The sequence below is a fragment of the Klebsiella sp. PCX genome (assembly GCF_021869705.1).
In the GTDB taxonomy this organism is placed as follows: Bacteria; Pseudomonadota; Gammaproteobacteria; order Enterobacterales; family Enterobacteriaceae; genus Klebsiella; species Klebsiella quasipneumoniae.
In genome coordinates, this window is the sequence record NZ_CP091527.1 from 300,274 (window position 1) to 323,921 (window position 23,648).

Consider the following 23,648-nt stretch of genomic DNA (forward strand, 5'->3'; position numbering starts at 1 on the left):
CTTTTTCCCGCTGCGGCTGCCGCTCAGCGGGCTTTCTTTTTGAGCTGAATAGTATGATCGTGGTGGCAGTGTCCCGGCGTGCTGCAGGCTTCTACTTCCACGCAGCTCGCGCAGAGGCCGTGGGCTTCAATCACGTTGTGGCGCAGGGCGAAGCCCATTCTGGCCGCCAGCGTATGCATGATATCTTCCACCCCTTCAGCCGCTTCTTCCTTCACCACGCCGCAGCGGTCGCAGATAAACATGGCCGAGCTGTGGGTCGGCTGGTCAAAGAGATGACACAGCACATAGCTGTTGGTCGATTCCACCTTGTGGACAAAACCCTGCTCGAGTAAGAACTCCAGCGCGCGGTAGACCGTCGGCGGCTTCGCCTGCGGCTCTTTCTCGCGCAGCAGATCCAGCAGGTCGTAGGCGCTGATTGCCCCTTGCTGCAGGCTCATCAGGCGCAACACTTCCAGACGCTGTGGGGTCAGGCGTACGCCGCGTTGCGCACACAGCTTTTCAGCATGCGCTAACATCTCTTGCGAAGGGGTCTTATCCATGAGCATCCTCAGGTTGCGTGAAATTGAATCTGTTACTTTATCACGTTCCGCGGAAAACGCCGAGACCCGACGGGTGATGCGGGTCATACTTCAGGTTGTCGGTGCCTGCGCCAGTTCCGGGGGCTGGCCGCTGACGCTCGTGGAGGCTGCGCCTTAGCCGGCTGCTAAAACCGTCATGCCCGATTTAATCGCAACACGCCTGACCCAGGTATGCTATATCTGAAGTGTCTCATTTTCGGGAGAAAACGATGAAACGACCTGATTGCATTCGCCACTGGCGCGAACTGGAAGGGCCCGACGATGCCACTTATCCCGACAGCCCGGAGCGTTTTTCCATTGGCGCGCCGCTGGGGCGCGGTTTACGCCTCAATCGGCTGGGGATCCACCACGAGAGACTGCCGCCCGGGCGGCGCACCTCTTACCCGCACGCGGAGAGCGATGAGGAAGAGTTCATCTATGTGCTGGAGGGCTATCCGGAAGTATGGATAAACGGCTATCTCTGGAAACTGGAGCCGGGGGACAGCGTGGGTTTTCCCGCTGGTACCGGCATCTGCCACACTTTTCTCAATAACACCGAGCAGGAGGTTCGTCTGTTGGTGGTGGGTGAGGCCAACAAAAAGTACAACCGAATTTACTACCCGCTCAATCCTGGCTATGCCGCGACGCGCCAGGATCGCTGGGTTGACCATCCGCCGCAGTTCTTTGGCCCACATGACGGCAAACCGCGGATAAAGTAATCGACACCGGGAAGGGGCGAAGCGCGGCGCACTACGCGCCTGTGGTTTATCTTTATGCTATAGTAGCGCCCCTTTTTACCCGGATGCTTATTTATTCGCCATGATGCCTGAATCAACGTCACCTGTTTTCCCTGCTCATCGCTTCTCCATCGCGCCGATGCTCGACTGGACTGACCGACATTGCCGCTACTTCCTGCGGCTGCTGTCGCGGCATACGCTGCTGTATACCGAAATGGTGACCACCGGGGCGATTATTCATGGCAAAGGCGACTACCTGGCGTATAGCGAAGAAGAGCACCCGGTCGCACTGCAGCTCGGCGGCAGCGACCCGCAGGCCCTGGCGCAGTGCGCGAAGCTGGCCGAGGCGCGCGGCTATGACGAGATCAATCTCAACGTCGGCTGCCCCTCCGATCGCGTGCAGAACGGGATGTTTGGCGCCTGCCTGATGGGTAACGCGCCGCTGGTGGCCGACTGTATCAAAGCGATGCGCGATGTGGTGTCGATCCCGGTCACGGTGAAGACCCGTATCGGCATCGACGACCAGGATAGCTATGAATTCCTCTGTGATTTCATTGAGACGGTCTCCGGCAAGGGCGAATGTGAGATGTTTATTATTCACGCCCGCAAAGCCTGGCTCTCCGGTCTGAGCCCGAAAGAGAACCGCGAGATCCCGCCGCTGGATTATCCCCGCGTCTGGCAGCTGAAGCGTGACTTCCCCCACCTGACGATGGCGATTAACGGCGGTATCAAATCGCTGGATGAAGCCAGAATGCAGCTTGAGCATATGGATGGGGTGATGGTCGGGCGTGAGGCCTATCAGAATCCGGGTATTCTGGCTTCGGTCGACCGGGAGATTTTCGGCGTCGCCGGCGCGGATGCCGATCCGGTGGCCGTCGTGCGGGCCATGTACCCGTATATTGAGCGCGAGCTCAGCAAGGGCACCTATCTGGGCCATATCACCCGTCATATGCTGGGACTGTTTCAGGGTATCCCAGGCGCCCGCCAGTGGCGTCGCTACCTGAGCGAAAATGCGCATAAAGCCGGCGCCGACATTGCGGTGCTGGAGCAGGCCCTGAAGCTGGTGGCCGATAAGCGTTAGTTTCTCACCAAAACCTGGTGAAATTGACCACGCCTCGCACACTATTGCGGGGCGTTTTCTTTTAAATTCAGTTTATTATTGTTGGCATGTTTTTTGTAATACCTGCAGAGCGACATATTAATGACTGTGGGGAGAGAGCCATGCTGGAACTGTTATTTGTCATCGGATTTTTTGTCATGCTGCTGGTCACCGGCGTATCGCTGTTGGGGATTATCGCTGCCATCGTGGTGGCTACGGCGCTGATGTTCGTCGGCGGTTTGTTTGCTTTAATGATCAAATTGCTGCCGTGGCTGCTGTTGGCGGTGGTGGTGGTGTGGGTTATTCGGGCGCTGAAAACCCCGGACGGAAACGCTTTTCGCGACAATAACCGTTGGCGTTACTAAGGTATTGAGGGGTGTGTCACAACCTGAACAATTTTGCACAGAACCGCGTAGGCATCGCTACGCAAATCTGTCACTATTAGCGCGTTAACGAATTCATCGCGCTGTACCCTACATACAGCCGAACTAAAAAAAAGTAAGGGCTTCCCAGGTGGAAGCCCTAAACTTTTGTCTTTTTGTCCTTTTGTCCTTTTGTCCTTTTGTCCTTTTGTCCTTTTGACCGCTTACGGCAGCAGCAGACTCGACCCCTGTGTCACCCGGCTCTCCAGAACTTCATGCGCCCGTCGCGCTTCGATCAGCGGATAGGTCTGACTCTCCGGCACGTCCACTTTGATTACTCCACTGGCGATCAGCGAAAACAGCTCACTGCAGGCTTCAGCCAGCTCTTCCCGGTTGGTGATATAGCCCTGCAGCGATGGGCGGGTGACGTACAGAGAACCTTTCTGATTCAGGATCCCCAGATTAACGCCGGTCACCGGGCCGGAGGAGTTGCCAAAGCTGACCATCAGGCCGCGGCGCTGCAGACAGTCCAGAGAGGCTTCCCAGGTATCTTTCCCTACCGAGTCATAGACTACGGCGACTTTCTTACCGTCGGTGAGCGCTTTGAGCCGCTCCGCGATAGGTTCTTCGCGATAGTTAATCACCTGCCAGGCGCCCGCCGCTTTGGCGCGCTGCGCCTTCTGCGCGCTGCCGACGGTGCCGATAAGTTTCGCCCCCAGCGCTTTCGCCCACTGACAGGCAATCAGCCCCACGCCGCCGGCGGCGGCATGAAACAGGAACATCTCATCAGGCTTAATTTCGTAAGTTTTACGCAACAGATACCAGACCGTTAATCCTTTGAGGAACGACGCGGCGGCCTGTTCGAAAGAGATGGCGTCCGGCAAGACCGCCGCTTTATCGGCCAGCACATTGTGCACCGTGCTGTAGGCGCCGAGCGCCGACTGGGCGTACACCACCCGATCGCCTGCCTTAATGTGCGTCACCCCATGGCCGACTTTACTGACGATGCCGGCCGCCTCGGTGCCCAGACCGCTCGGCAGCGACGGCGGCGGATAGAGGCCGCTGCGAACATAGGTGTCGATATAATTGATGCCGATAGCTTTGTTTTCGACCTGAATTTCATGCTCCGCAGGATCGCGAGGGGTAAACTCAACCGCCTGAAGCACCTCCGGCCCCCCGTGTTTTGAAAATTCGATGCGTGTTGCCATGTTCGCTCCTGTGTTGTTCTGAGATTATCCAGTAAGCTTAACAGCCTGCGGCGGCAGCGACGGATTTTCTTACCCGCCTCAGGCCAGCCACGCTTAATGGGTTCTTTAGCGGCAATGGCTTTCTCGCTATACTGTCACGCTCTTTTCCGTATCGGTGAAATGTTAGGCTATGGCAGGAAATAAACCCTTCAACAAACCACAGACAGAAACCCGCGAACGCGATCCGCAGCTCGCCGGGCTGAAAGTCCCGCCGCACTCGATTGAAGCGGAGCAGTCGGTGTTGGGCGGTTTAATGCTGGATAACGAGCGCTGGGACGACGTCGCCGAACGCGTCGTTGCCGACGACTTTTATACCCGTCCGCATCGTCATATTTTTACCGAGATGGCGCGCCTGCAGGAGTCGGGCAGCCCGATTGACCTGATCACCCTTGCGGAGTCGCTGGAGCGTCAGGGACAGCTGGACAGCGTGGGCGGCTTTGCCTATCTGGCGGAACTGTCCAAAAATACCCCCAGCGCGGCGAACATCAGCGCCTATGCCGACATCGTGCGCGAACGCGCGGTCGTGCGCGAGATGATCTCGGTGGCCAATGAGATCGCCGAGGCCGGCTTCGACCCGCAGGGGCGAACCAGCGAAGATCTGCTCGATCTCGCCGAGTCCCGCGTCTTTAAAATCGCTGAAAGCCGGGCCAATAAAGACGAAGGGCCGAAAAACATCGCCGATGTCCTCGACGCCACTGTCGCCCGTATCGAACAGCTGTTCCAGCAGCCGCATGACGGCGTTACCGGGGTCAACACCGGCTACGACGACCTCAACAAAAAGACCGCCGGCCTGCAGCCGTCGGATCTGATTATCGTCGCCGCCCGTCCGTCGATGGGTAAAACGACCTTCGCGATGAACCTCGTGGAAAACGCAGCGATGCTGCAGGACAAACCGGTACTCATCTTCAGTCTCGAGATGCCCTCCGAGCAGATCATGATGCGTTCTCTGGCCTCGCTGTCGCGCGTCGATCAGACCCGCATTCGTACCGGTCAGCTGGACGATGAAGACTGGGCGCGGATCTCCGGCACCATGGGCATCCTGCTGGAAAAACGTAACATCTATATCGATGACTCCTCCGGCCTGACGCCGACGGAAGTGCGTTCCCGCGCGCGGCGTATCGCTCGCGAGCATGGCGGCATCGGGCTGATTATGATCGACTACCTGCAGCTGATGCGCGTGCCGTCGCTCTCTGACAACCGTACCCTGGAGATCGCCGAAATCTCCCGCTCGCTGAAGGCGCTGGCCAAAGAGCTACAGGTGCCGGTGGTGGCGCTGTCGCAGCTGAACCGCTCACTGGAACAACGTGCCGATAAACGTCCGGTCAACTCCGACCTGCGTGAGTCCGGCTCTATCGAACAGGATGCCGACTTAATCATGTTCATTTACCGTGATGAGGTCTATCACGAGAACAGCGATCTTAAGGGCATCGCGGAAATTATCATTGGTAAACAACGTAACGGCCCGATCGGCACCGTGCGACTGACCTTCAACGGTCAGTGGTCGCGTTTCGATAATTATGCCGGTCCTCAGTATGATGATGAGTAACCCTTCCTCCTTCTTTTATTAAGGAATTCAAATGCAAGCGGCAACTGTAGTTATCAACCGCCGCGCTCTGCGACACAACCTGCAACGTCTGCGTGAACTGGCGCCTGCCAGCAAACTGGTTGCGGTGGTGAAAGCGAACGCCTACGGACACGGTCTTCTTGAGACCGCGCGAACGCTGACCGACGCCGACGCTTTTGGCGTCGCCCGCCTGGAAGAGGCGCTGCGCCTGCGAGCGGGGGGGATCGCGCAGCCGATCCTCCTGCTGGAAGGCTTTTTTGCGGCGGAAGACCTGGCGGTGATCGCCGCTCAGCGTCTGCATACCGCGGTGCATAGTCCCGAACAGCTGGCGGCGCTGGAGCAAGCCGACCTCCCCGAGCCGGTGACCGTGTGGATGAAACTGGATACCGGCATGCATCGCTTAGGGGTGCGCCCGGAGGAAGCCGAGGCGTTTTATCAGCGTCTGAGCCAGTGCAAAAACGTCCGCCAGCCGGTTAACGTGGTGAGCCACTTCGCCCGCGCCGATGAGCCGACCTGCGGCGCCACCGAACGCCAGCTGGATATCTTCACCACCTTTACCGAAGGCAAGCCGGGATTGCGCTCTATTGCCGCCTCGGGCGGTATCCTGCTGTGGCCGCAGTCGCATTATGACTGGGTGCGTCCGGGCATTATCCTGTATGGCGTGTCGCCGCTGGACGATCGCTCCACCGGGAAAGATTTTGGCTGTCAGCCGGTGATGACCCTGACGTCCAGCCTGATTGCCGTGCGCGAACATAAAGCAGGGGAGCCCGTCGGCTACGGCGGCACCTGGGTCAGCGAACGCGACACGCGTCTCGGCGTGGTCGCGATGGGCTATGGCGACGGTTATCCGCGCGCCGCGCCGTCGGGCACACCGGTGCTGGTCAATGGCCGCGAAGTGCCGATTGTCGGCCGGGTGGCGATGGATATGATCTGCGTTGACCTCGGCCCGCAGGCCCAGGATAAAGCCGGCGACGCGGTGGTGCTGTGGGGAGAGGGACTCCCGGTAGAGCGCATCGCCGAGATCACGAAAGTGAGTGCTTACGAACTTATTACGCGGCTGACCTCCCGCGTCGCCATGAAATACCTCAACTAAGCCTTGTTCGTACCGGATAGCTCAGACGCTTATCCGGTACGCTATCGGTATAGCCGCGGACAAAAAAGCGGTTTATACCGCTGCGCGGTCACTTTCCCCTCAACATCCTCTCGACCTGCCGTCATATCCGGTTTATTGTGTAAGAACCTGCCCCATGTAAACCTGGAGATACATCGCGTGTTTCAAAAAGTTGACGCCTACGCCGGCGACCCTATTCTTTCTCTGATGGAACGCTTCAAAGAAGACCCGCGAAGCGACAAAGTCAACCTGAGTATCGGGCTGTATTACAACGATGACGGCATTATCCCGCAGCTGCAGGCGGTGGCGGAAGCGGAAGCGCGCCTGAACGCCGAGCCGCACGGCGCCTCGCTGTATCTGCCGATGGAAGGGCTGAGCGGCTACCGCCAGGCAATTGCGCCGCTGCTGTTTGGCGCGGAGCATAGCGCGCTTAAGCAAAACCGCATCGCCTCCATTCAGACGGTCGGCGGTTCGGGCGCGCTGAAGGTCGGGGCCGACTTCCTCAAACGCTACTTTCCTGAGTCTCATGTCTGGGTCAGCGACCCGACCTGGGAAAACCACATTGCCATATTTGAAGGGGCTGGCTTCGAAGTAAGTACTTACCCCTGGTTTGATAAAGCCACCAACGGCGTGCGCTTTGAAGCGCTGCTGGCGACGCTGCAAACGCTGCCGGCGCGCGACATTGTGCTGCTGCACCCCTGCTGCCACAACCCGACCGGCGCCGACCTGACGCCGGAACAGTGGGATCGTGTGGTGGAGATCCTGAAAGCGCGTCAGCTGATCCCGTTCCTCGACATCGCCTACCAGGGCTTTGGCGCAGGGCTGGAAGAGGATGCCTACGCCATTCGCGCCATCGCCAGCGCCGGGATGCCGATGCTGGTCAGCAACTCGTTCTCCAAAATTTTCTCCCTGTACGGGGAGCGCGTCGGCGGCCTGTCGGTGGTCTGTGAAGACAGTGAAACCGCAGGCCGCGTGCTTGGCCAACTGAAGGCCACCGTGCGCCGCAACTACTCCAGCCCGCCGAGCTTTGGCGCGCAGGTGGTGGCGACGGTGCTGAACGATGCCGGGCTGAAAGCCACCTGGCAGGCGGAAGTGGACGCCATGCGCACGCATATCCTGACTATGCGTCAGGCGCTGGTCGACGCGCTGCAGCAGGTTGCCCCGGGCAGCAATGTGGATTACCTGCTCAAGCAGCGCGGGATGTTCAGCTACACCGGCTTCAGTGCGGCGCAGGTGGATCGCCTGCGCGACGAGTTTGGCGTCTACCTGATTGCCAGCGGACGCATGTGCGTGGCGGGGTTAAACTCACGTAATGTTCAGCAGGTCGCGAAAGCCTTTGCCGCGGTAATGTAAGCCGCTCTCCAGCAGGTTGTCTCTGCCGGTCAACGGGCAGGGGCAACCCCCTCTGATTGTGATCATCCTCTTTTTCTATGACATCTACGCGAAAAAGGCTTTTCATCCCTGTCGCCTGCGGGTAAGGTCGGGGCGTTACTAAGCATGCACATTATTGAAAACAATAATGATTGATAGATTTAGGGATAAATATGCGCAAACTTACTCTCGCCCTTGCGGCGGCTTCTCTCCTGTTCACGCTGAACAGCGCCGTAGTCGCGCGCGCCTCCACGCCACAGCCGCTGTGGGTCGGCACCAACGTGGCCCAGTTGGCCGAGCAGGCGCCGATCCACTGGGTTTCGGTGGCGCAAATTGAGAACAGCCTGCTGGGGCGTCCGCCGATGGCCGTCGGCTTTGATATCGATGACACCGTTCTCTTCTCCAGTCCTGGTTTCTGGCGCGGGCAAAAAACCTTCTCTCCCGGCAGTGAGGATTACCTGAAAAACCCGCAGTTCTGGGAAAAAATGAACAACGGCTGGGACGAATTCAGCATGCCAAAAGAGGTGGCGCGCCAGCTGATTGCCATGCATGTGAAGCGTGGCGACAGCATCTGGTTCGTCACCGGCCGCAGCCAGACCAAAACAGAAACCGTTTCTAAAACCCTGCAGGATGATTTTCTTATCCCCGCCGCCAATATGAACCCAGTGATTTTCGCTGGCGATAAGCCGGGTCAGAATACCAAGACCCAGTGGCTGCAGACGAAGCAGATAAAGGTTTTCTATGGCGACTCGGATAACGATATTACCGCCGCCCGCGAGGCGGGCGCCCGCGGGATCCGCGTGCTGCGTGCCGCCAACTCCTCCTATAAGCCGCTGCCGATGGCCGGCGCGCTGGGCGAAGAAGTGATCGTCAATTCCGAATACTGACAGGCGCCAGAACGCGATAAACGGCAGCGGTGACGCTGCCGTTTTTTTATGCAAAATCCGGGGTGGAAGGTTTTACCTTTTCACGTATTGCTGCACACTTAGAGGGATTCATTCGCAAAAAGGAGTCGATGATGTGGTATCAGCAAACCCTGACGCTTGGGCCTAAATCCCGTGGTTTTCATCTGGTCACCGACGAAATCCTCGGCCAGATCCGCGGGCTGTCCGGGGTGAAGGTCGGCCTGCTACACCTCCTGCTCCAGCATACTTCCGCTTCCCTGACGCTCAACGAAAACTGCGATCCCACCGTCCGGTATGACATGGAGCAGTATTTTCTCAACGCCGTGCCGGACAATGCGCCGTACGAACATGATTATGAAGGCCCTGACGATATGCCGTCGCACATCAAATCATCGATGCTTGGCGTGTCGCTGATGCTGCCGGTTGAGGACGGACGCGTCAGGCTGGGGACCTGGCAGGGCATCTGGCTGGGGGAGCATCGGATACACGGCGGTTCGCGGCACATCGTTGCGACGCTCATGGGGGAATAAAAGATGACAATTTCGGAGTTATTGCAGTACTGCATGGCGAAGCCGGGAGCAGAGCAGAGCGTCCACAGCGACTGGAAAGCCACGCAGATTAAGGTCTCGGACGTGCTGTTTGCCATGGTGAAGGAGGTCGAAGACCAGCGGCCGGCGGTTGCGCTGAAGGCGAGCCCGGAGCTGGCGGAGCTGCTACGGCAGCAGCATCGCGACGTCCGGCCCAGCCAGCATCTCAATAAAGCGCACTGGAGCACCGTCTTTCTGGATGGCTCGCTGCCGGATTCGCAAATCTACTACCTGGTCGATGCGTCTTATCAGCAGGCGGTGAAAATGCTGCCGGAGCCGGTCCGGCAGCAGCTTTCTCGCTAATTATTTTAGCATCGGCTTCAGGAAGCGCGCGGTGTGCGAGGCTTCGCACTCGGCGACGGTTTCCGGGGTACCGGAAACCAGAATTTCGCCGCCGCCGCTGCCGCCTTCCGGGCCGAGATCGACAATCCAGTCGGCCGTTTTTATCACGTCGAGATTGTGCTCAATCACCACGATGGTATTGCCCTGATCGCGCAGCTGGTGCAGCACTTCCAGCAGCTGCTGGATATCGGCGAAGTGCAGACCGGTGGTCGGCTCATCGAGGATATACAGCGTCTGGCCGGTACCGCGCTTGGACAGCTCGCGCGCCAGCTTGACGCGCTGCGCCTCGCCGCCGGACAGGGTCGTCGCCGACTGGCCGAGACGGATATAGGTCAGACCCACGTCCATCAGGGTTTGCAGTTTACGCGCCAGCGCCGGTACGGCATCAAAGAACTCGCGCGCTTCTTCGATAGTCATATCCAGCACTTCGTGGATGGTTTTGCCTTTGTACTTAATCTCCAGCGTTTCGCGGTTATAGCGCTTACCTTTGCACTGGTCGCACGGTACGTAGATATCCGGCAGGAAGTGCATTTCGACCTTGATCACCCCGTCGCCCTGGCAGGCTTCGCAGCGACCGCCACGGACGTTAAAACTGAAACGGCCCGGCGTATAGCCGCGGGAACGTGATTCCGGCACCCCGGCGAACAGCTCGCGCACCGGCGTAAACACCCCGGTATAGGTCGCGGGGTTGGAGCGCGGCGTGCGGCCGATCGGGCTCTGGTCGATATCGATGACTTTATCGAAGTGCTCCAGCCCCTGAATATCGCGATACGGCGCCGGTTCGGCGATGGTCGCGCCGTTAAGCTGACGCTGGGCAATGGGGAACAGGGTGTCGTTGATCAGCGTGGATTTACCCGAGCCGGAGACGCCGGTGATGCAGGTAAACAGGCCCACCGGCAGGGTCAGCGTCACGTCTTTCAGGTTGTTGCCGCGCGCGCCGGTTAGCTTGAGGACTTTCTCCGGATCGGCGGGCACGCGCTGCTTCGGCACTTCAATTTTGCGCTTACCGCTCATGAACTGGCCGGTCAGGGATTCCGGTACCGCCATAATGGCCTCCAGCGGCCCTTCCGCCACCACCTGGCCGCCGTGGACCCCGGCCCCGGGGCCGATATCGATCACATGGTCGGCGGCGCGAATGGCGTCTTCGTCATGCTCAACCACGATCACCGTGTTGCCTAAATTACGCAGGTGGATCAGGGTCCCGAGCAGGCGCTCGTTATCGCGCTGGTGCAGGCCGATGGAGGGCTCATCCAGGACGTACATCACGCCAACCAGTCCGGCGCCAATCTGGCTCGCCAGACGGATACGCTGGGCCTCGCCGCCGGAGAGCGTTTCCGCCGAGCGGGAAAGCGTCAGGTAGTTGAGGCCGACGTTGACGAGGAACTTCAGGCGATCGCCAATCTCTTTCAGCACTTTTTCGGCGATTTTTGCCCGCTGGCCGGAGAGCTTCAGATTGTTAAAGAAGTCCATCGCGTGGCCGATGCTCATATCGGAAATGGTCGGCAGCGGGGTGTTTTCCACAAACACGTGGCGCGCCTCACGGCGCAGACGCGTACCGTCGCAGCTGGCGCACGGGCGATTGCTGATGAACTTCGCCAGCTCTTCGCGCACCGCGCTGGATTCCGTCTCTTTGTAGCGGCGCTCCATGTTATGCAGCACGCCTTCGAACGGATGGCGGCGCACCGAGGTGTCGCCGCGGTCGTTCATGTATTTGAATTCAATATTCTCTTTACCGGAACCGTACAGGACCACTTTCTGCACGCTGGCGCTGAGGGTGCCCCACGGCGCTTCAACGTCAAACTTATAGTGCTCCGCCAGCGACTTCAGCATCTGGAAGTAGTAGAAGTTACGCCGATCCCAGCCGCGGATGGCGCCGCCCGCCAGCGACAGCTCCGGATTTTGCACCACGCGATCGGGGTCGAAATATTGCTGCACGCCGAGACCGTCGCAGGTCGGGCAGGCGCCCGCCGGGTTGTTGAAGGAGAACAGGCGCGGCTCCAGCTCGCGCATGCTGTAGCCGCAGATCGGGCAGGCGAAGTTGGCGGAAAACAGCAGCTCTTCCGCTTTCTCATCATCCATATTGGCCACGATGGCGGTCCCGCCGGAGAGCTCCAGCGCGGTTTCAAACGACTCGGCCAGACGTTGCGCCAGATCGTCGCGCACCTTGAAGCGGTCGATGACCACCTCGATGGTGTGTTTCTTCTGCAGCTCCAGCTTCGGCGGATCCGAGAGATCGCAGACTTCGCCGTCGATCCGTGCGCGGATATAGCCCTGGCTGGCGAGGTTTTCCAGCGTTTTGGTGTGCTCGCCTTTACGCTCTTTAATGATGGGCGCGAGCAGCATCAGGCGCTGACCTTCCGGCTGAGAGAGCACATTATCGACCATCTGGCTGACGGTCTGCGCCGCCAGCGGCACGTCGTGGTCCGGACAGCGCGGCTCGCCGACGCGGGCGTACAGCAGACGCAGGTAGTCGTGAATTTCGGTAATCGTACCCACCGTCGAGCGGGGGTTGTGAGAGGTTGATTTCTGTTCGATGGAAATCGCCGGCGACAGCCCTTCGATATGGTCGACGTCCGGCTTCTCCATCAGCGACAGGAACTGTCGCGCATAGGCGGAGAGCGATTCGACGTAGCGACGCTGGCCTTCGGCATACAGGGTGTCGAAAGCGAGTGAAGATTTGCCAGACCCGGAAAGCCCGGTGACGACAATGAGTTTGTCGCGCGGGATAACGAGGTTGATGTTTTTGAGATTATGGGTGCGGGCGCCCCGAACTTCGATCTTATCCATTCACCTTTCCCGGTAGGTAGATACACGGATTGCCTGGTTTGCTTGAAGGACAAACGGCAGAAACGGCTAATTATGACACAATTTAACCTGAATGAATATACAGTATCGGAATGCAAATTCAGGTCGAGTGTGCAACAATGTCGTAGCCGGGTACTATCTCTGGAATCAGCCTCGCAGCTATTAAAATGCTACGTGGAAATGGTACACTCGCGCGTTTACACTATTAAGAAACGTATTCAGGAGACACGAACATGGCCAGCAGAGGCGTAAACAAGGTGATTCTCGTCGGTAATCTGGGGCAGGACCCGGAAGTACGCTACATGCCAAGTGGCGGCGCAGTCGCCAACTTCACGCTGGCAACTTCCGAATCCTGGCGTGACAAGCAGACCGGCGAAATGAAAGAGCAGACTGAATGGCACCGCGTTGTGCTGTTCGGCAAACTGGCTGAAGTCGCTGGTGAGTATCTGCGTAAAGGCTCTCAGGTGTACATTGAAGGCCAACTGCGTACCCGCAAGTGGACCGATCAATCCGGTCAGGACAAATACACCACTGAAGTGGTGGTAAACGTTGGCGGCACCATGCAGATGCTGGGCGGCCGTCAGGGCGGCGGCGCACCGGCAGGCGGCGGACAGCAGCAGGGCGGTTGGGGTCAGCCTCAGCAGCCGCAGGGCGGCAACCAGTTCAGCGGCGGCGCGCAGTCCCGTCCGCAGCAGCAGGCTCCGGCAGCGCCTTCCAACGAACCGCCGATGGACTTCGACGACGATATCCCGTTCTAAGGCCTGCCTTAAACGCAATATCCACGTAGTTAACACAGAAAGCCCCGGTTTCGCCGGGGCTTTTTTTATGATTATTTCACCACCGCCTCAGAAGTGGTTTTGACCGCTGGCCGCAAGCGCTTCAGGCCGCGGGCACCTGAGCGGTCGCGGGCATCGCCACGCTGGGCTGCGGTTTGGCTGGCGGCGCCACCGGCTCCTGCCGCGGCGCCGCCGTCGCTTTCTGTTTGCGGGCCATGTCATCGACGATCAGCCGATAGGCGATGTAATACTTATAGATATTGCTGACGTAGGTCACCGTTTCCGCGCCGATTTTTTCTGCCGCCAGATTTTCGACGTTACCGAACCAGACGTTTGGATCAAACCCGCGCTGTTTGGTCATGGTGCGCAGGCGGGCGATACGCGCCGGACCGGCGTTGTAGGAGGCAAAGGCAAATAGCGCTTTATCCAGCCGGGTCATGGGCTCATCAGCATAGTAACGATCTATCATCCAGCGCATATATTTCACGCCAGCATGAATATTGGGATCCAGCTGTTTAATATCGCCCACCTTCAGCTCTTTTCCGGTGCGGGGCATCACCTGCATCACTCCGACGGCGCCAACGTGGCTTCGAACCGACTGGTTCAGCCGCGACTCCTGGTATCCCTGGGCCGCCATCAGCAGCCAGTCGACATCATAGCGATCGCCATATTTACGGAAGACGTCCACCATGGCGAGGAACTTGCGCCGTTCCTTACTCGCTGCGGCATTTTTAACATATTGGGCATTTTTCAGGTAACGCAGCAGCAGGGTATTACCCAGCGTGGTGCCCTGACGATTCTTTTTCACGAAGTTGTTCAGCAGCGCCAGCAGCTGCGGGCTGTCCTGGCGTACCGCCCACGCAATGTTGCCGCCGTCGCGCAGCACCACGTTGTCATGGACCTGGATTTTCGGAAATACCTGTTTCCAGAAAACCGCTTTATGCTGATCGACGACGATCAACGGCACCAGCCCGGCGTTGAGCATTTCCAGCAGATCTTCATCCTCCAGCGCTTCCGGCGCCGCTTCCAGGGTAACCGGCGGTCGTGACTCGCTGGCAAATCGGGCGTTCAGCGCTTGCAGACTTTCGTAATAGCTGGAGGAGCGGCGAACAAAGACCGTTTGACCGGAGAGCTGCTCCAGACTGTCGACCTTCGGCGATGCCGGGCCGGAGATCAGTAATTCTTTCACGTTGCTGTAGAGCGGTTGGGCGAAATCGACCTGGGCTTCCCGCGAGGGCGTGATAGTCAGGTTGGCGGCGGCGATATCCCCTTTACCTTCATTAAGCGCGGTAAAGAGATTATCCCGACTGACCGGCACAAAAACGATGTGCAGCTTCAGGTGGCGCTGTTTTAGCTTTTTATCTTTCGCCAGCTGTTTATTCAGATCGTTTTCCAGCGCGATAAAAATGTCGTGCGTTGCCCCGCGCTGGGTGCCTTTATCAATAAAAAAGAAGGTCTTGCTGTAGGTGGTTAATACCCGGATGGTGCGCCGATCGAGCATGCCAGGCAGATCGCCTTTCCACGGCTGCAGCATGTCGTCGATATGGATCGACAGCGTATTGTCTTCGGTTGCCACCGGCGGCGCGATTTCCGCCTCCGCCGCCGGCAGAAAAGGGGCGAATAACAGCGTCGCGAGGCAGGTAAGCCAGGCGATAAACAGGCGTGATAGCGAGTTGGCGTTCATGGAGGAGCACTCCGCAGGGGGATGTGTTTATTTTAGCAGAACGGCCGCCGTTAGCTGGGTAGGACATGGGGGAAAAGGTGTAACGATACCGACAAAGAGTCTTTCGCAAATAGTATTACTTACTATTAATGTGCTTTTGTCTTTAATTTAACTATGGAGATAATATGATAAAAATATGTTTTTTTAATGATGAATAGAAAGTGATGATTTTATTTTTACTTTATTCTCTTTCGTTTGTTTTTTGGTAACCAGCTGATTGGTAAATGTTATTTTATTTTTCTCTGATATTGATTATTATCATCTTGATAATGAATCTCATTTTTATTACCGTAACACGGCACATTACTCTAATGACACGCTGTCTGGATTACGCTATCAAAGAATAGCGCGCAGCGCTTTTTCTCTAATGATGAAACAGGGCACTTAATTTTATTATGCCTCACGCTGTCTTCTTATTCCCATTAATGCTGGGAAGGCGTTGACCTGCGCCAAAATCTGGCGAGGCGCTGAGGCAAATATTTTATCCCATTGTTTTTTCAATTGGGGAAGGCGTTATGCCCGACAGCAACAGAAAACAGGGCATATTCTATGAAATACACGTCTCTCTTCCCGCTGGGGATCGCCATTCCTCTGTTTGCCTGTAGCGTGCCGCTGCAGGCGACAGAGAGCGTTATCGAACCATCGACGTCTGACGAGAGCACCCCCACTGCTGAACATCACGAGGAAACGATGGTGGTGACTGCCGCCAGGCAGAACCTGCAGGCGCCGGGCGTGTCGACCATTACTGCGGACGAGATTCGCAAACATCCCCCCGCCCGCGATGTGTCGGAGTTAATTCGCACGCAACCCGGAGTCAATCTGACCGGTAACTCCACCAGCGGTCAGCGAGGCAACAACCGGCAAATTGATATCCGTGGGATGGGACCAGAGAACACTCTGGTGCTGGTCGATGGAAAACCGGTCACCAGCCGTAACTCGGTGCGGTATGGCTGGCGCGGCGATCGTGATTCCCGTGGCGATACCAACTGGGTGCCGGCAGAGATGATCGATCATATCGATGTGATCCGCGGCCCGGCGGCGGCGCGCTATGGTAATGGCGCGATGGGCGGGGTCGTCAACATCGTGACCAAACCGACCACGCCTGAATGGCATGGGTCGTGGAATACCTATATGAATGCTCCGCAGCATCGTAAAGAAGGGTCGACGAAACGTACCAACTTTAGCCTCAATGGTCCGCTGTCAGACAGTGTCAGCTTCAATCTCTGGGGTAATTTGAGTAAAACCCAGGCCGATGCTCAGGACATTAACGCCGGGCATGAAGCCGAGCGTACAGGCTCCTACGCGGGCTCTTATCCCGCCGGACGTGAAGGGGTGGTGAACAAAGATATTCACAGTAAGCTGCGCTGGGAGTTCGCCCCGATGCAGGCCCTGGAGTTTGAGGCCGGCTATAGCCGACAGGGCAACCTCTATGCCGGCGACACACAAAACACCAATACCAGTACGCTGGTGAAGAGTATGTACGGGAAAGAGACTAACCGTCTCTACCGGCAAACTTATGGCGTGACATGGACCGGCGGCTGGGATAATGGCGTGACCAGCAACAGCTATGCCCAGTACGAACACACCCGCAACTCGCGAATGAATGAAGGGCTGGCGGGGGGGACGGAAGGGATCTTCTCCAGTAGCGAGTTTTCAGATATCGATCTGGCCGATGTTCTGCTACATAGCGAAGTGAATATTCCGTTTACGCTGGGGGTCGATCAGAATCTGACGCTGGGGACAGAATGGAATCAGCAGCGGATGAAAGATGGCGTATCGACAACCCAGGCGCTCTCTTACGGAACTATCGATGGCGTATCGGCTACCGGTCGTAGCCCGTACTCCAGCGCCGAGATCTTCTCGCTGTTTACCGAAGATAATATGGCGCTAACGGACAGCACCATGCTGACACCCGCTCTGCGCTTCGACCACCACAGCATCGTCGGCAATAACTGGAGCCCCTCACTGAACCTGTCCCAGGAGCTGACGGACGACTGGACGCTGAAGCTGGGCATTGCCCGCGCTTACAAGGCGCCTAACCTCTACCAGTTGAACCCGAACTATATTCTCTACAGCAACGGTCAAGGCTGTTACGCCAGTAGTTCCGCCTGCTATCTGATGGGGAATAGCGACCTGAAAGCGGAGACCAGCGTTAATAAAGAGATTGGTCTTGAGTATAAGCATGAGGGCTATCAGGCGGGAATCACCTGGTTCCGTAACGACTATCACAACAAGATTGAGTCAGGGTACGCGGCGGTGGGCACTGCCAGCAACGGCACCACCAATATCTATCAGTGGGAAAACGTACCAAAGGCGTTAGTGGAAGGCCTGGAAGGAACGTTGAATCTTCCGATGGGGGAGACGGTTAACTGGAGCAATAACCTGACATGGATGCTGCAGAGCAAGAATAAGACGACAGGCGACCGACTGTCAGTGATCCCGCAGTTTACCCTGAACTCGACTTTGAGCTGGCAGGTCCGTGAAGATCTCTCTCTGCAGAGCACCTTTACCTGGTATGGCCGACAGAAACCAAAACGCTTTAATTATAAGGGCGAGGCGGTCAGCGGCAGCGAATTAAACGAAGTCAGCCCATACAGTATTGTCGGTCTCAGTGCGACCTGGGATGTGAACAAAAACCTGAGCTTCACCAGCGGGATAGATAACCTGTTTGATATCCGCCACTATCGCGCAGGGAATGCGCAAACGACCGGCAACGCGACGACGGGAGCTTATCTGTATGGCGCGGGTGCCGAGACCTATAACGAATCGGGGCGGACCTTCTTTGTGAGCGTAAATACTCACTTCTGATGGTGCTGGTGAGAATGAAACCGGGTGCAGCGCGGCCCGGTTTTTTTATTTCAGATGAGAGCGGTGGAGACAATTATAAATGGTGACAAAATCTTCACGCCCTCTACATTATTAGCTCAAAATATCTTTTTATACTGATTTCCGTCGAGCAAGGTCGTTGATCCCGATCGGGCTCGATAATAGCACCCTGCTATTTCCCTTCTGCAATACCCCCCTGTCCCCCTTCCATTCCCAACCGCAGCGATGCGGAGGAGGGGGACCTTCCTTATTTTTGCCGGGTGACCTGATGACGATATTGAGTGGGTGTGAGCGCATGATATTTTTTGAAGGTACGATTAAACGCACTGAGATCGTCATAACCAACCATAATACAAATATCGACAATACGGTAACCAGGCGTCGTCAGCAATAAACGGCGACAGAGCGACATGCGCTGCTGGCGGATATATTCCATCGGCGATCGATCAAAATAATGACGGAAGAGCCGAAACAAATGCCAGGGGGAATAACCAGAGATATCGCTCAGATCGTCGACGGTCAGTTTCTTATCCAGATTATTATCGATCCACAAGAGCAGGTCGCTTAATACCGATTGCTGGAGCGTTTTGCTATGCATGATTGAGGCCAATCCCAAAAACGAAGGGCTCCTCAATGAGGAGCCCTGGATTTATTGAACGGTGAGCTCGCCGTGGCGAACCTGATAATTTTTTTGGTTATCAGGGCCAATAAAGTCGCTGGCGGGTTTTGCCACCTGCAGATGACCAAACGCGGTTGATTGCTCTGCATGATAATTTTCGCCGTCATTCACGTTGCCGTGCCCGTTATAACGGGCAATGGCCGGGAAGGGATACACCGGACGCGTTGCGATAACGGCTGGAGCGGCGTCAGCGTAAGGCTGACTGACTTTCTGCACGCCGTGAAACTGCGTTTGGGCATCTGGTTTTTCTGTCATCGGCGGCAGCCTGGCGGCGGCTGGCGCCCGTTTGCCGGCCATAATCTCTTGCGGCGCGATGCCTTCCTCGGTCCAGCGCATCAGCGGGGTAAGGAGATCAATTTGATCGTAACCTTCGCCATTACCGCAATGTGCTACCCCAGGCAGCAGGAATAACCGCAGGAAGGAATCCGTTGCGGCATGGCCCATCTCTGCTTCTACGCCGCGGTAATAGGCGATAGAAAAGGCTGGGCTGACGGAGTCATCGGCCAGACCGTGCCAGAGGATAAGCTTGCCGCCGCGCTGCTGATAGGCATGAAGATTGGTATTTGCCGCATTATAGAGCGGTGCCAGTTGAGCGACGGCGTCAAAATTCTGCTGATTAAGTGGGAAATCCCGCATCGATTGGATCTTCTGTTTTCCTCCCGGCAGGAGCACGGATTGCAGAGCCGGTAGTACCATCATTTCCGACATTAAGTGGCCGGTCGGCGTCTCCGGCACCGGCCAGCGTAGCTCGGAGCCCAGCGGAAGACCGCCAGCGACGAACTGGGCGCCGTGGCTGTCGTAAGCGCCGCGGTAGAGCTTTTTCACTACCTCAATCTCTTCCTGTGTCAGGCAGGCGGAACGGTCCTGAGCGTTGGCAGGACAGCGGGGGAGCCAAGTCTCAGAGAACTGACAGGCATAGGGGTTTTGCAGGATGCCGTCCTGCACGCCGGAAAGCGTCGGACAGTGAGCCAGTATGGCCTGGTGAATCAAAGGTAAGCGATCTTTCAACAAGATAGCGGTACCGTCCGGACGCTGATTGGCGGCCACATTCCAGCCGTGGAAGAAGGAGTTCTGAAACTGGAAAAAGGCCGCTGGCGCGCCAGCGCTGATACCGTCAAAATCCTGCGGAAAGCGCTGCGCTTCCATCAATGCTTCGCGACCGCCGTCTGAGCAGCCCATAAAGTACGCGTACTTTGGCGGCTGGCGGTAAAGCGTCTGCATCACCGCTTTGGCCAGCACTGCGGTCAGGTGGTTGGCGCGCCAGGCAAAATCGATGCGCTTTTGCGGATCTTCTGCCCATGACGCATCCATCATACTGCCATGGTGCCCCATATCGGTTGCTGCCACCACAAACTCGCCGTTCATTGCCGGCAGGCAGCCGCTGGCATTCGACAGACTCAGGTTAATACTCCCGCACAGTCCGCCGCAGCCGACCTGCAAGAAACGTTGACTCCAGCGCTGGGTCGGCAGGGCAATCTGCACGCCAATCTGGGGGGCGATAGTGGCGCTCACCTTGCACCAGCTTCCCTGCGCAGAGGTCTGCATTTCAGTGTGGTTGATAGTGACCTTTGCGCCAACGGCGGCGCTGAAGTCGGTAGCGCTTAGCGCATCGCATGTTAGCGCGGGGAGAACAATCGGCAGACTGGAGGCCGCCTGCGTGGGTGAAGCGAACGATAACCCAACGAGGGTGCAGAGAATGATAGGTAACATCGTTTTAAGTAAGCGTGTCATACGCGATTCCCTGTGATTGATGATGGGAGGCGGCAGGATGGTGAAGCCTATGCCTCACCTTCCCTGGCGAGGCGCCACTGCTTGGCTATTGTAGATAACGATAGACTTTCCTTGATGCCTTGATAAGGCGTCCCTACTGTATTCTGCTATTTTGAGGAAAATATGGAGATGTTCGCCATCGGCGTCTGGTGGTGAATACAAGATAAAATATTATGATGTCGATTGCATAATTTATTCAATTTCTCTTCATTATATCTGCTGGCTTTAAGAATATGATTGTGCCTGTTCCTGGTGATTCCAGAGAACAACATTCCTAACGAGATCCTTCCCCCTTTCCATTAGCAAGAAAGGGGGCTTTTTCAATAAAGACCGTTCAGGAAAATCTAAATATAGCTCTGGTGTTGGCCATTAGAACCACGGCGTTCAGGAAAAGTTCCATCATTAAATATATTTTTAAAGATGATTTAACATCCTTTTTTTCTCCATTTTGTCGCCATAATTGCATGTAATTCTGCGCCTCGCTCAGGTTATTTCTGTCGCATATCTTAGATACGCATCCTGAACAAATAAGCTCAACGCCAGCAGATAACTGCTATTGCTCATTATCTCGTAGACGACACATTCATGTTAAAAAAGACTCATATCATCAGCGGATTATTGATTACCCCTTTAACGTTGTACGCCGCAACCTCATATCAAGTTGATGATATCCGTTTTGAAGGGCTGCAGCGCGTGACCGTCGGGGCGGCGCTATTAAGTATGCCGTTGCACGCGGGAGAAGCGGTGACGGCAGAGGAAGTCAGCGAGGCAGTGCGCGCGCTGTATGCGAGCGGCAATTTCGAGAATGTGCAGATCCTGCGCGATGGGAAAACGCTGGTGGTGCAGGTTAAGGAGAGGCCCACTATTGCCAGCATCAGTTTTTCCGGGAATAAGTCGGTGAAGGATGATGCGTTAAAGGAAAATCTCACCGCGACAGGTATTTCAGCAGGTAGCGCACTGGATCGAAATTCGCTTAGCGAAATAGAAAAGGGGTTGCAGGATTTCTATTACAGCGCGGGGAAATACAGCGCGCAGGTTCACGCTGTGGTGACACCGTTACCGCGTAATCGCGTTGACTTAACGTTCGTCTTTCAGGAAGGCGTATCGGCGAAAATCGCACAAATAAACATTATCGGTAATCAGGCGTTTCGGGAAGAGACGCTCCTGGACCAGCTTCAGCTACGCGATAATGTGCCGTGGTGGAATGTGGTAGCGGATAAAAAATATCAGAAACAGAAGCTGGAAGCCGATCTGGAAACGCTGCGCAGTTTTTATCTCGATCGCGGCTATGCGCGCTTTGCGATCCAGTCCACGCAGGTCAGTATGACGCCAGATAAAAAATCCCTGTATATCACCATCACCCTCAATGAAGGCGAACGTTATCAGGTCGACCGAACTCAGGTGACAGGCGACCTGGCGCAGCATGGACCGGAGATCGAGGCCCTTGCCCAGCCGCTGGCGGGGGCATGGTATAGCGGGGCGCAAGTCACCACGGTTGAAAATGAGATCAAAAAGCGTTTTGGTAAGTATGGTTATGCCTGGCCGCAGGTGACGACCACGCCGGAAATCGATGACGCGCATCATCGTGTGATGCTGCATATTCAGGTCAACGCCGGCCGCCGTTACTCGGTACGCCAGATCCGCTTTTCCGGTAACGACACCTCCCGGGACGCGGTGTTACGTCGTGAAATGCGCCAAATGGAAGGGGCGTGGCTCAACAACGAAAAAGTCGAGCAAGGGAAAGTACGTCTTGATCGAACGGGTTTTTTTGAGAACGTTGAACAGCAGATCGTTCCGGTCAATGGAACGGCGGATCAGGTCGATGTGGTCTACAAGGTGAAGGAGCGCAACACCGGCTCATTCAACGTGGGCCTGGGATTTGGTACGGATAGCGGCGTGAGCTATCAGCTTGGCGTGACGCAGGATAACTGGCTGGGTACGGGCAATAGCGTGAGCTTCAATGGGACGCGCAACAGCTATCAGTCTTATCTTGAACTGGGGGCGACGAACCCGTGGTTTACCGTTGATGGCATCAGCCTGGGCGGAAAGATTTTTTATAACAGCTATGATGCTTCCGATGCGGATGCCGGGAGCTATAACCAGCAGAGCTATGGCTTAGGCAGTACGCTAGGGTTTCCCATTAGCGAAAATAACTCCCTGAACCTGGGGCTGGATTATGTCCATAATCGCCTGACCAATATGGATCCGGAGCTGACGACCTGGCGCTACCTCAGCTCTCGGGGAATCGAGCCCAGCGTGGTGACGAAAGATGGCGACAGTGGCGCAAAATATAGCGCCAACGATTATTTTTTGAGTCTTGGATGGGGCTACAACGATCTCGATCGCGGCTTCTTCCCGCGTGCGGGAAACAAGAGCAGCCTGAGCGGTAAAGTGACGCTCCCTGGTTCGGATAATAGCTACTACAAACTCTCTTTTGACACCGCCCAGTATCTGCCGCTGAGCGAAAACAAGCGCTGGGTCTGGATGGAACGCCTGCGCGCAGGCTATGCTGGCGGGTTAGACGGCAAAAGTGTGCCGTTCTACGATAACTTTTACGCTGGCGGTTCGTCGTCGGTGCGCGGCTTCTCTTCTAACACCATTGGGCCTAAAGCGGCTTATTACCGCTGCAATGGTAGCGAAAGCAGCTATAGCGCCTGCCCGCTGGACGCCTCGTCTGATGCGGTCGGCGGGAATGCCATGGCGGTGCTGAACAGCGAATTTATCATTCCAACCCCCTTTGTGAATGACAAATACGCCGATAGTCTGCGAACCTCGCTGTTTGTTGACGCGGGGACGGTCTGGAGCACCTCCTGGCACAACACCGCGCAGACGCTGGCGGCAGGTATCCCTGACTACGGCGATCCGAGTCATATTCGTCTCTCCGCGGGGATTGCCGTGCAGTGGATGTCTCCCCTTGGTCCACTGGTCTTCTCCTGGGCAGAGCCGTTTAAAAAGTACGATGGTGATAAAGCAGAACAGTTTCAGTTTAATATCGGCAAAACCTGGTAGGGCCTCAGCGGGGCTTGTTAGACCGGCGTGGCAATATTCTGTGGACTGTCTTCCGACATAGCGATTGAGCAGAATATGCTCAATCGCTATGTCGATATTATCGCTAAGGAATGCGATCTGGCGGGACACCCGCGACATTTACCCGAGCGCGGTCTGAGGGCCTCGCGGAGCTGGTGAC

At 56.6% G+C, this 23,648-nt stretch carries 18 protein-coding genes; 12 read left to right on the top strand and 6 right to left on the bottom strand.

The window, feature by feature from the left end; translation table 11 throughout:
• Positions 1 to 23: 23 nt before the first annotated feature.
• Positions 24 to 539, bottom strand: a complete 516-nt coding sequence (zur, locus tag GQR96_RS01395; protein ID WP_004206294.1) for a zinc uptake transcriptional repressor Zur — start codon at positions 537 to 539, stop codon at positions 24 to 26.
• A 248-nt stretch (positions 540 to 787) separates the two neighbouring features.
• On the opposite strand from zur, the gene GQR96_RS01400 reads away from it, so the two are divergent.
• The 3 genes from GQR96_RS01400 (at position 788) to pspG (ending at position 2,758) form a co-directional block, all read left to right on the top strand.
• Positions 788 to 1,276 carry a cupin domain-containing protein gene (locus GQR96_RS01400; RefSeq protein ID WP_004206295.1) on the top strand — a complete coding sequence of 163 codons (489 nt, stop codon included), beginning with the start codon at positions 788 to 790 and terminating at the stop codon, positions 1,274 to 1,276.
• A gap of 100 nt (positions 1,277 to 1,376) precedes the next feature.
• Positions 1,377 to 2,375, top strand: coding sequence for a tRNA dihydrouridine(20/20a) synthase DusA (gene dusA / locus GQR96_RS01405; protein ID WP_048322675.1), 999 nt, complete (start codon positions 1,377 to 1,379; stop codon positions 2,373 to 2,375).
• A gap of 140 nt (positions 2,376 to 2,515) precedes the next feature.
• Positions 2,516 to 2,758, top strand: a complete 243-nt coding sequence (gene pspG / locus GQR96_RS01410) for an envelope stress response protein PspG (protein ID WP_004206297.1) — start codon at positions 2,516 to 2,518, stop codon at positions 2,756 to 2,758.
• A gap of 221 nt (positions 2,759 to 2,979) precedes the next feature.
• On the opposite strand, the gene GQR96_RS01415 is transcribed toward pspG, so the two are convergent.
• Positions 2,980 to 3,963 (bottom strand): quinone oxidoreductase, encoded by a 984-nt coding sequence (locus GQR96_RS01415; RefSeq protein WP_004206298.1) that lies wholly within the window; start codon positions 3,961 to 3,963, stop codon positions 2,980 to 2,982.
• 169 nt (positions 3,964 to 4,132) lie between these two features.
• On the opposite strand from GQR96_RS01415, the gene dnaB reads away from it, so the two are divergent.
• From dnaB to GQR96_RS01445, 6 genes are all read left to right on the top strand, one after another.
• Positions 4,133 to 5,548, top strand: a complete 1,416-nt coding sequence (gene dnaB, locus GQR96_RS01420) for a replicative DNA helicase (RefSeq protein WP_002884942.1) — start codon at positions 4,133 to 4,135, stop codon at positions 5,546 to 5,548.
• Between the two features lie 31 nt (positions 5,549 to 5,579).
• Entirely contained in the window at positions 5,580 to 6,659 is a 1,080-nt protein-coding gene (gene alr / locus GQR96_RS01425) for an alanine racemase (protein WP_049117091.1), read from the top strand.
• Positions 6,660 to 6,836: 177 nt separating this feature from the next.
• A complete protein-coding gene (gene tyrB, locus GQR96_RS01430) occupies positions 6,837 to 8,030 on the top strand; it encodes an aromatic amino acid transaminase (protein ID WP_065904778.1) in 1,194 nt (397 codons plus the stop codon).
• A gap of 191 nt (positions 8,031 to 8,221) precedes the next feature.
• Positions 8,222 to 8,935 (top strand): acid phosphatase AphA, encoded by a 714-nt coding sequence (gene aphA / locus GQR96_RS01435; protein WP_004206302.1) that lies wholly within the window; start codon positions 8,222 to 8,224, stop codon positions 8,933 to 8,935.
• 131 nt (positions 8,936 to 9,066) lie between these two features.
• On the top strand, positions 9,067 to 9,483 hold the full coding sequence (locus tag GQR96_RS01440; protein WP_004206303.1) for a secondary thiamine-phosphate synthase enzyme YjbQ: 417 nt from the start codon (positions 9,067 to 9,069) through the stop codon (positions 9,481 to 9,483).
• A 3-nt stretch (positions 9,484 to 9,486) separates the two neighbouring features.
• Positions 9,487 to 9,843, top strand: a complete 357-nt coding sequence (locus tag GQR96_RS01445) for an MmcQ/YjbR family DNA-binding protein (RefSeq protein WP_004206305.1) — start codon at positions 9,487 to 9,489, stop codon at positions 9,841 to 9,843.
• On the opposite strand, the gene uvrA is transcribed toward GQR96_RS01445, so the two are convergent.
• Positions 9,844 to 12,669 (bottom strand): excinuclease ABC subunit UvrA, encoded by a 2,826-nt coding sequence (uvrA, locus tag GQR96_RS01450; RefSeq protein WP_004206306.1) that lies wholly within the window; start codon positions 12,667 to 12,669, stop codon positions 9,844 to 9,846.
• 251 nt (positions 12,670 to 12,920) lie between these two features.
• On the opposite strand from uvrA, the gene ssb1 reads away from it, so the two are divergent.
• On the top strand, positions 12,921 to 13,445 hold the full coding sequence (ssb1, locus tag GQR96_RS01455; RefSeq protein ID WP_004151744.1) for a single-stranded DNA-binding protein SSB1: 525 nt from the start codon (positions 12,921 to 12,923) through the stop codon (positions 13,443 to 13,445).
• A 121-nt stretch (positions 13,446 to 13,566) separates the two neighbouring features.
• On the opposite strand, the gene GQR96_RS01460 is transcribed toward ssb1, so the two are convergent.
• Positions 13,567 to 15,147 (bottom strand): MltF family protein, encoded by a 1,581-nt coding sequence (locus GQR96_RS01460; RefSeq protein ID WP_023319488.1) that lies wholly within the window; start codon positions 15,145 to 15,147, stop codon positions 13,567 to 13,569.
• Positions 15,148 to 15,735: 588 nt separating this feature from the next.
• On the opposite strand from GQR96_RS01460, the gene GQR96_RS01465 reads away from it, so the two are divergent.
• Positions 15,736 to 17,994, top strand: a complete 2,259-nt coding sequence (locus tag GQR96_RS01465) for a TonB-dependent siderophore receptor (RefSeq protein WP_062913522.1) — start codon at positions 15,736 to 15,738, stop codon at positions 17,992 to 17,994.
• 265 nt (positions 17,995 to 18,259) lie between these two features.
• On the opposite strand, the gene GQR96_RS01470 is transcribed toward GQR96_RS01465, so the two are convergent.
• Together GQR96_RS01470 and GQR96_RS01475 are read right to left on the bottom strand one after the other, a co-directional pair.
• Positions 18,260 to 18,628, bottom strand: coding sequence for a helix-turn-helix transcriptional regulator (locus GQR96_RS01470; protein WP_017900112.1), 369 nt, complete (start codon positions 18,626 to 18,628; stop codon positions 18,260 to 18,262).
• Between the two features lie 33 nt (positions 18,629 to 18,661).
• Entirely contained in the window at positions 18,662 to 20,422 is a 1,761-nt protein-coding gene (locus GQR96_RS01475) for a tannase/feruloyl esterase family alpha/beta hydrolase (RefSeq protein ID WP_043519225.1), read from the bottom strand.
• Between the two features lie 624 nt (positions 20,423 to 21,046).
• On the opposite strand from GQR96_RS01475, the gene bamA reads away from it, so the two are divergent.
• On the top strand, positions 21,047 to 23,470 hold the full coding sequence (bamA, locus tag GQR96_RS01480; protein WP_069734322.1) for an outer membrane protein assembly factor BamA: 2,424 nt from the start codon (positions 21,047 to 21,049) through the stop codon (positions 23,468 to 23,470).
• Positions 23,471 to 23,648 lie beyond the last annotated feature (178 nt).

Coding starts and splice junctions, on each gene's coding strand:
- aphA (WP_004206302.1), top strand. CDS start 8,222: ATGCGCAAACTTACTCTCGCCCTTGCGGCGGCTTCTCTCCTGTTCACG.
- GQR96_RS01415 (WP_004206298.1), bottom strand. CDS start 3,963: ATGGCAACACGCATCGAATTTTCAAAACACGGGGGGCCGGAGGTGCTT.
- GQR96_RS01440 (WP_004206303.1), top strand. CDS start 9,067: ATGTGGTATCAGCAAACCCTGACGCTTGGGCCTAAATCCCGTGGTTTT.
- GQR96_RS01475 (WP_043519225.1), bottom strand. CDS start 20,422: ATGACACGCTTACTTAAAACGATGTTACCTATCATTCTCTGCACCCTC.
- dusA (WP_048322675.1), top strand. CDS start 1,377: ATGATGCCTGAATCAACGTCACCTGTTTTCCCTGCTCATCGCTTCTCC.
- ssb1 (WP_004151744.1), top strand. CDS start 12,921: ATGGCCAGCAGAGGCGTAAACAAGGTGATTCTCGTCGGTAATCTGGGG.
- zur (WP_004206294.1), bottom strand. CDS start 539: ATGGATAAGACCCCTTCGCAAGAGATGTTAGCGCATGCTGAAAAGCTG.
- alr (WP_049117091.1), top strand. CDS start 5,580: ATGCAAGCGGCAACTGTAGTTATCAACCGCCGCGCTCTGCGACACAAC.
- dnaB (WP_002884942.1), top strand. CDS start 4,133: ATGGCAGGAAATAAACCCTTCAACAAACCACAGACAGAAACCCGCGAA.
- uvrA (WP_004206306.1), bottom strand. CDS start 12,669: ATGGATAAGATCGAAGTTCGGGGCGCCCGCACCCATAATCTCAAAAAC.
- bamA (WP_069734322.1), top strand. CDS start 21,047: ATGTTAAAAAAGACTCATATCATCAGCGGATTATTGATTACCCCTTTA.
- GQR96_RS01465 (WP_062913522.1), top strand. CDS start 15,736: ATGAAATACACGTCTCTCTTCCCGCTGGGGATCGCCATTCCTCTGTTT.
- GQR96_RS01400 (WP_004206295.1), top strand. CDS start 788: ATGAAACGACCTGATTGCATTCGCCACTGGCGCGAACTGGAAGGGCCC.
- GQR96_RS01460 (WP_023319488.1), bottom strand. CDS start 15,147: ATGAACGCCAACTCGCTATCACGCCTGTTTATCGCCTGGCTTACCTGC.
- GQR96_RS01445 (WP_004206305.1), top strand. CDS start 9,487: ATGACAATTTCGGAGTTATTGCAGTACTGCATGGCGAAGCCGGGAGCA.
- pspG (WP_004206297.1), top strand. CDS start 2,516: ATGCTGGAACTGTTATTTGTCATCGGATTTTTTGTCATGCTGCTGGTC.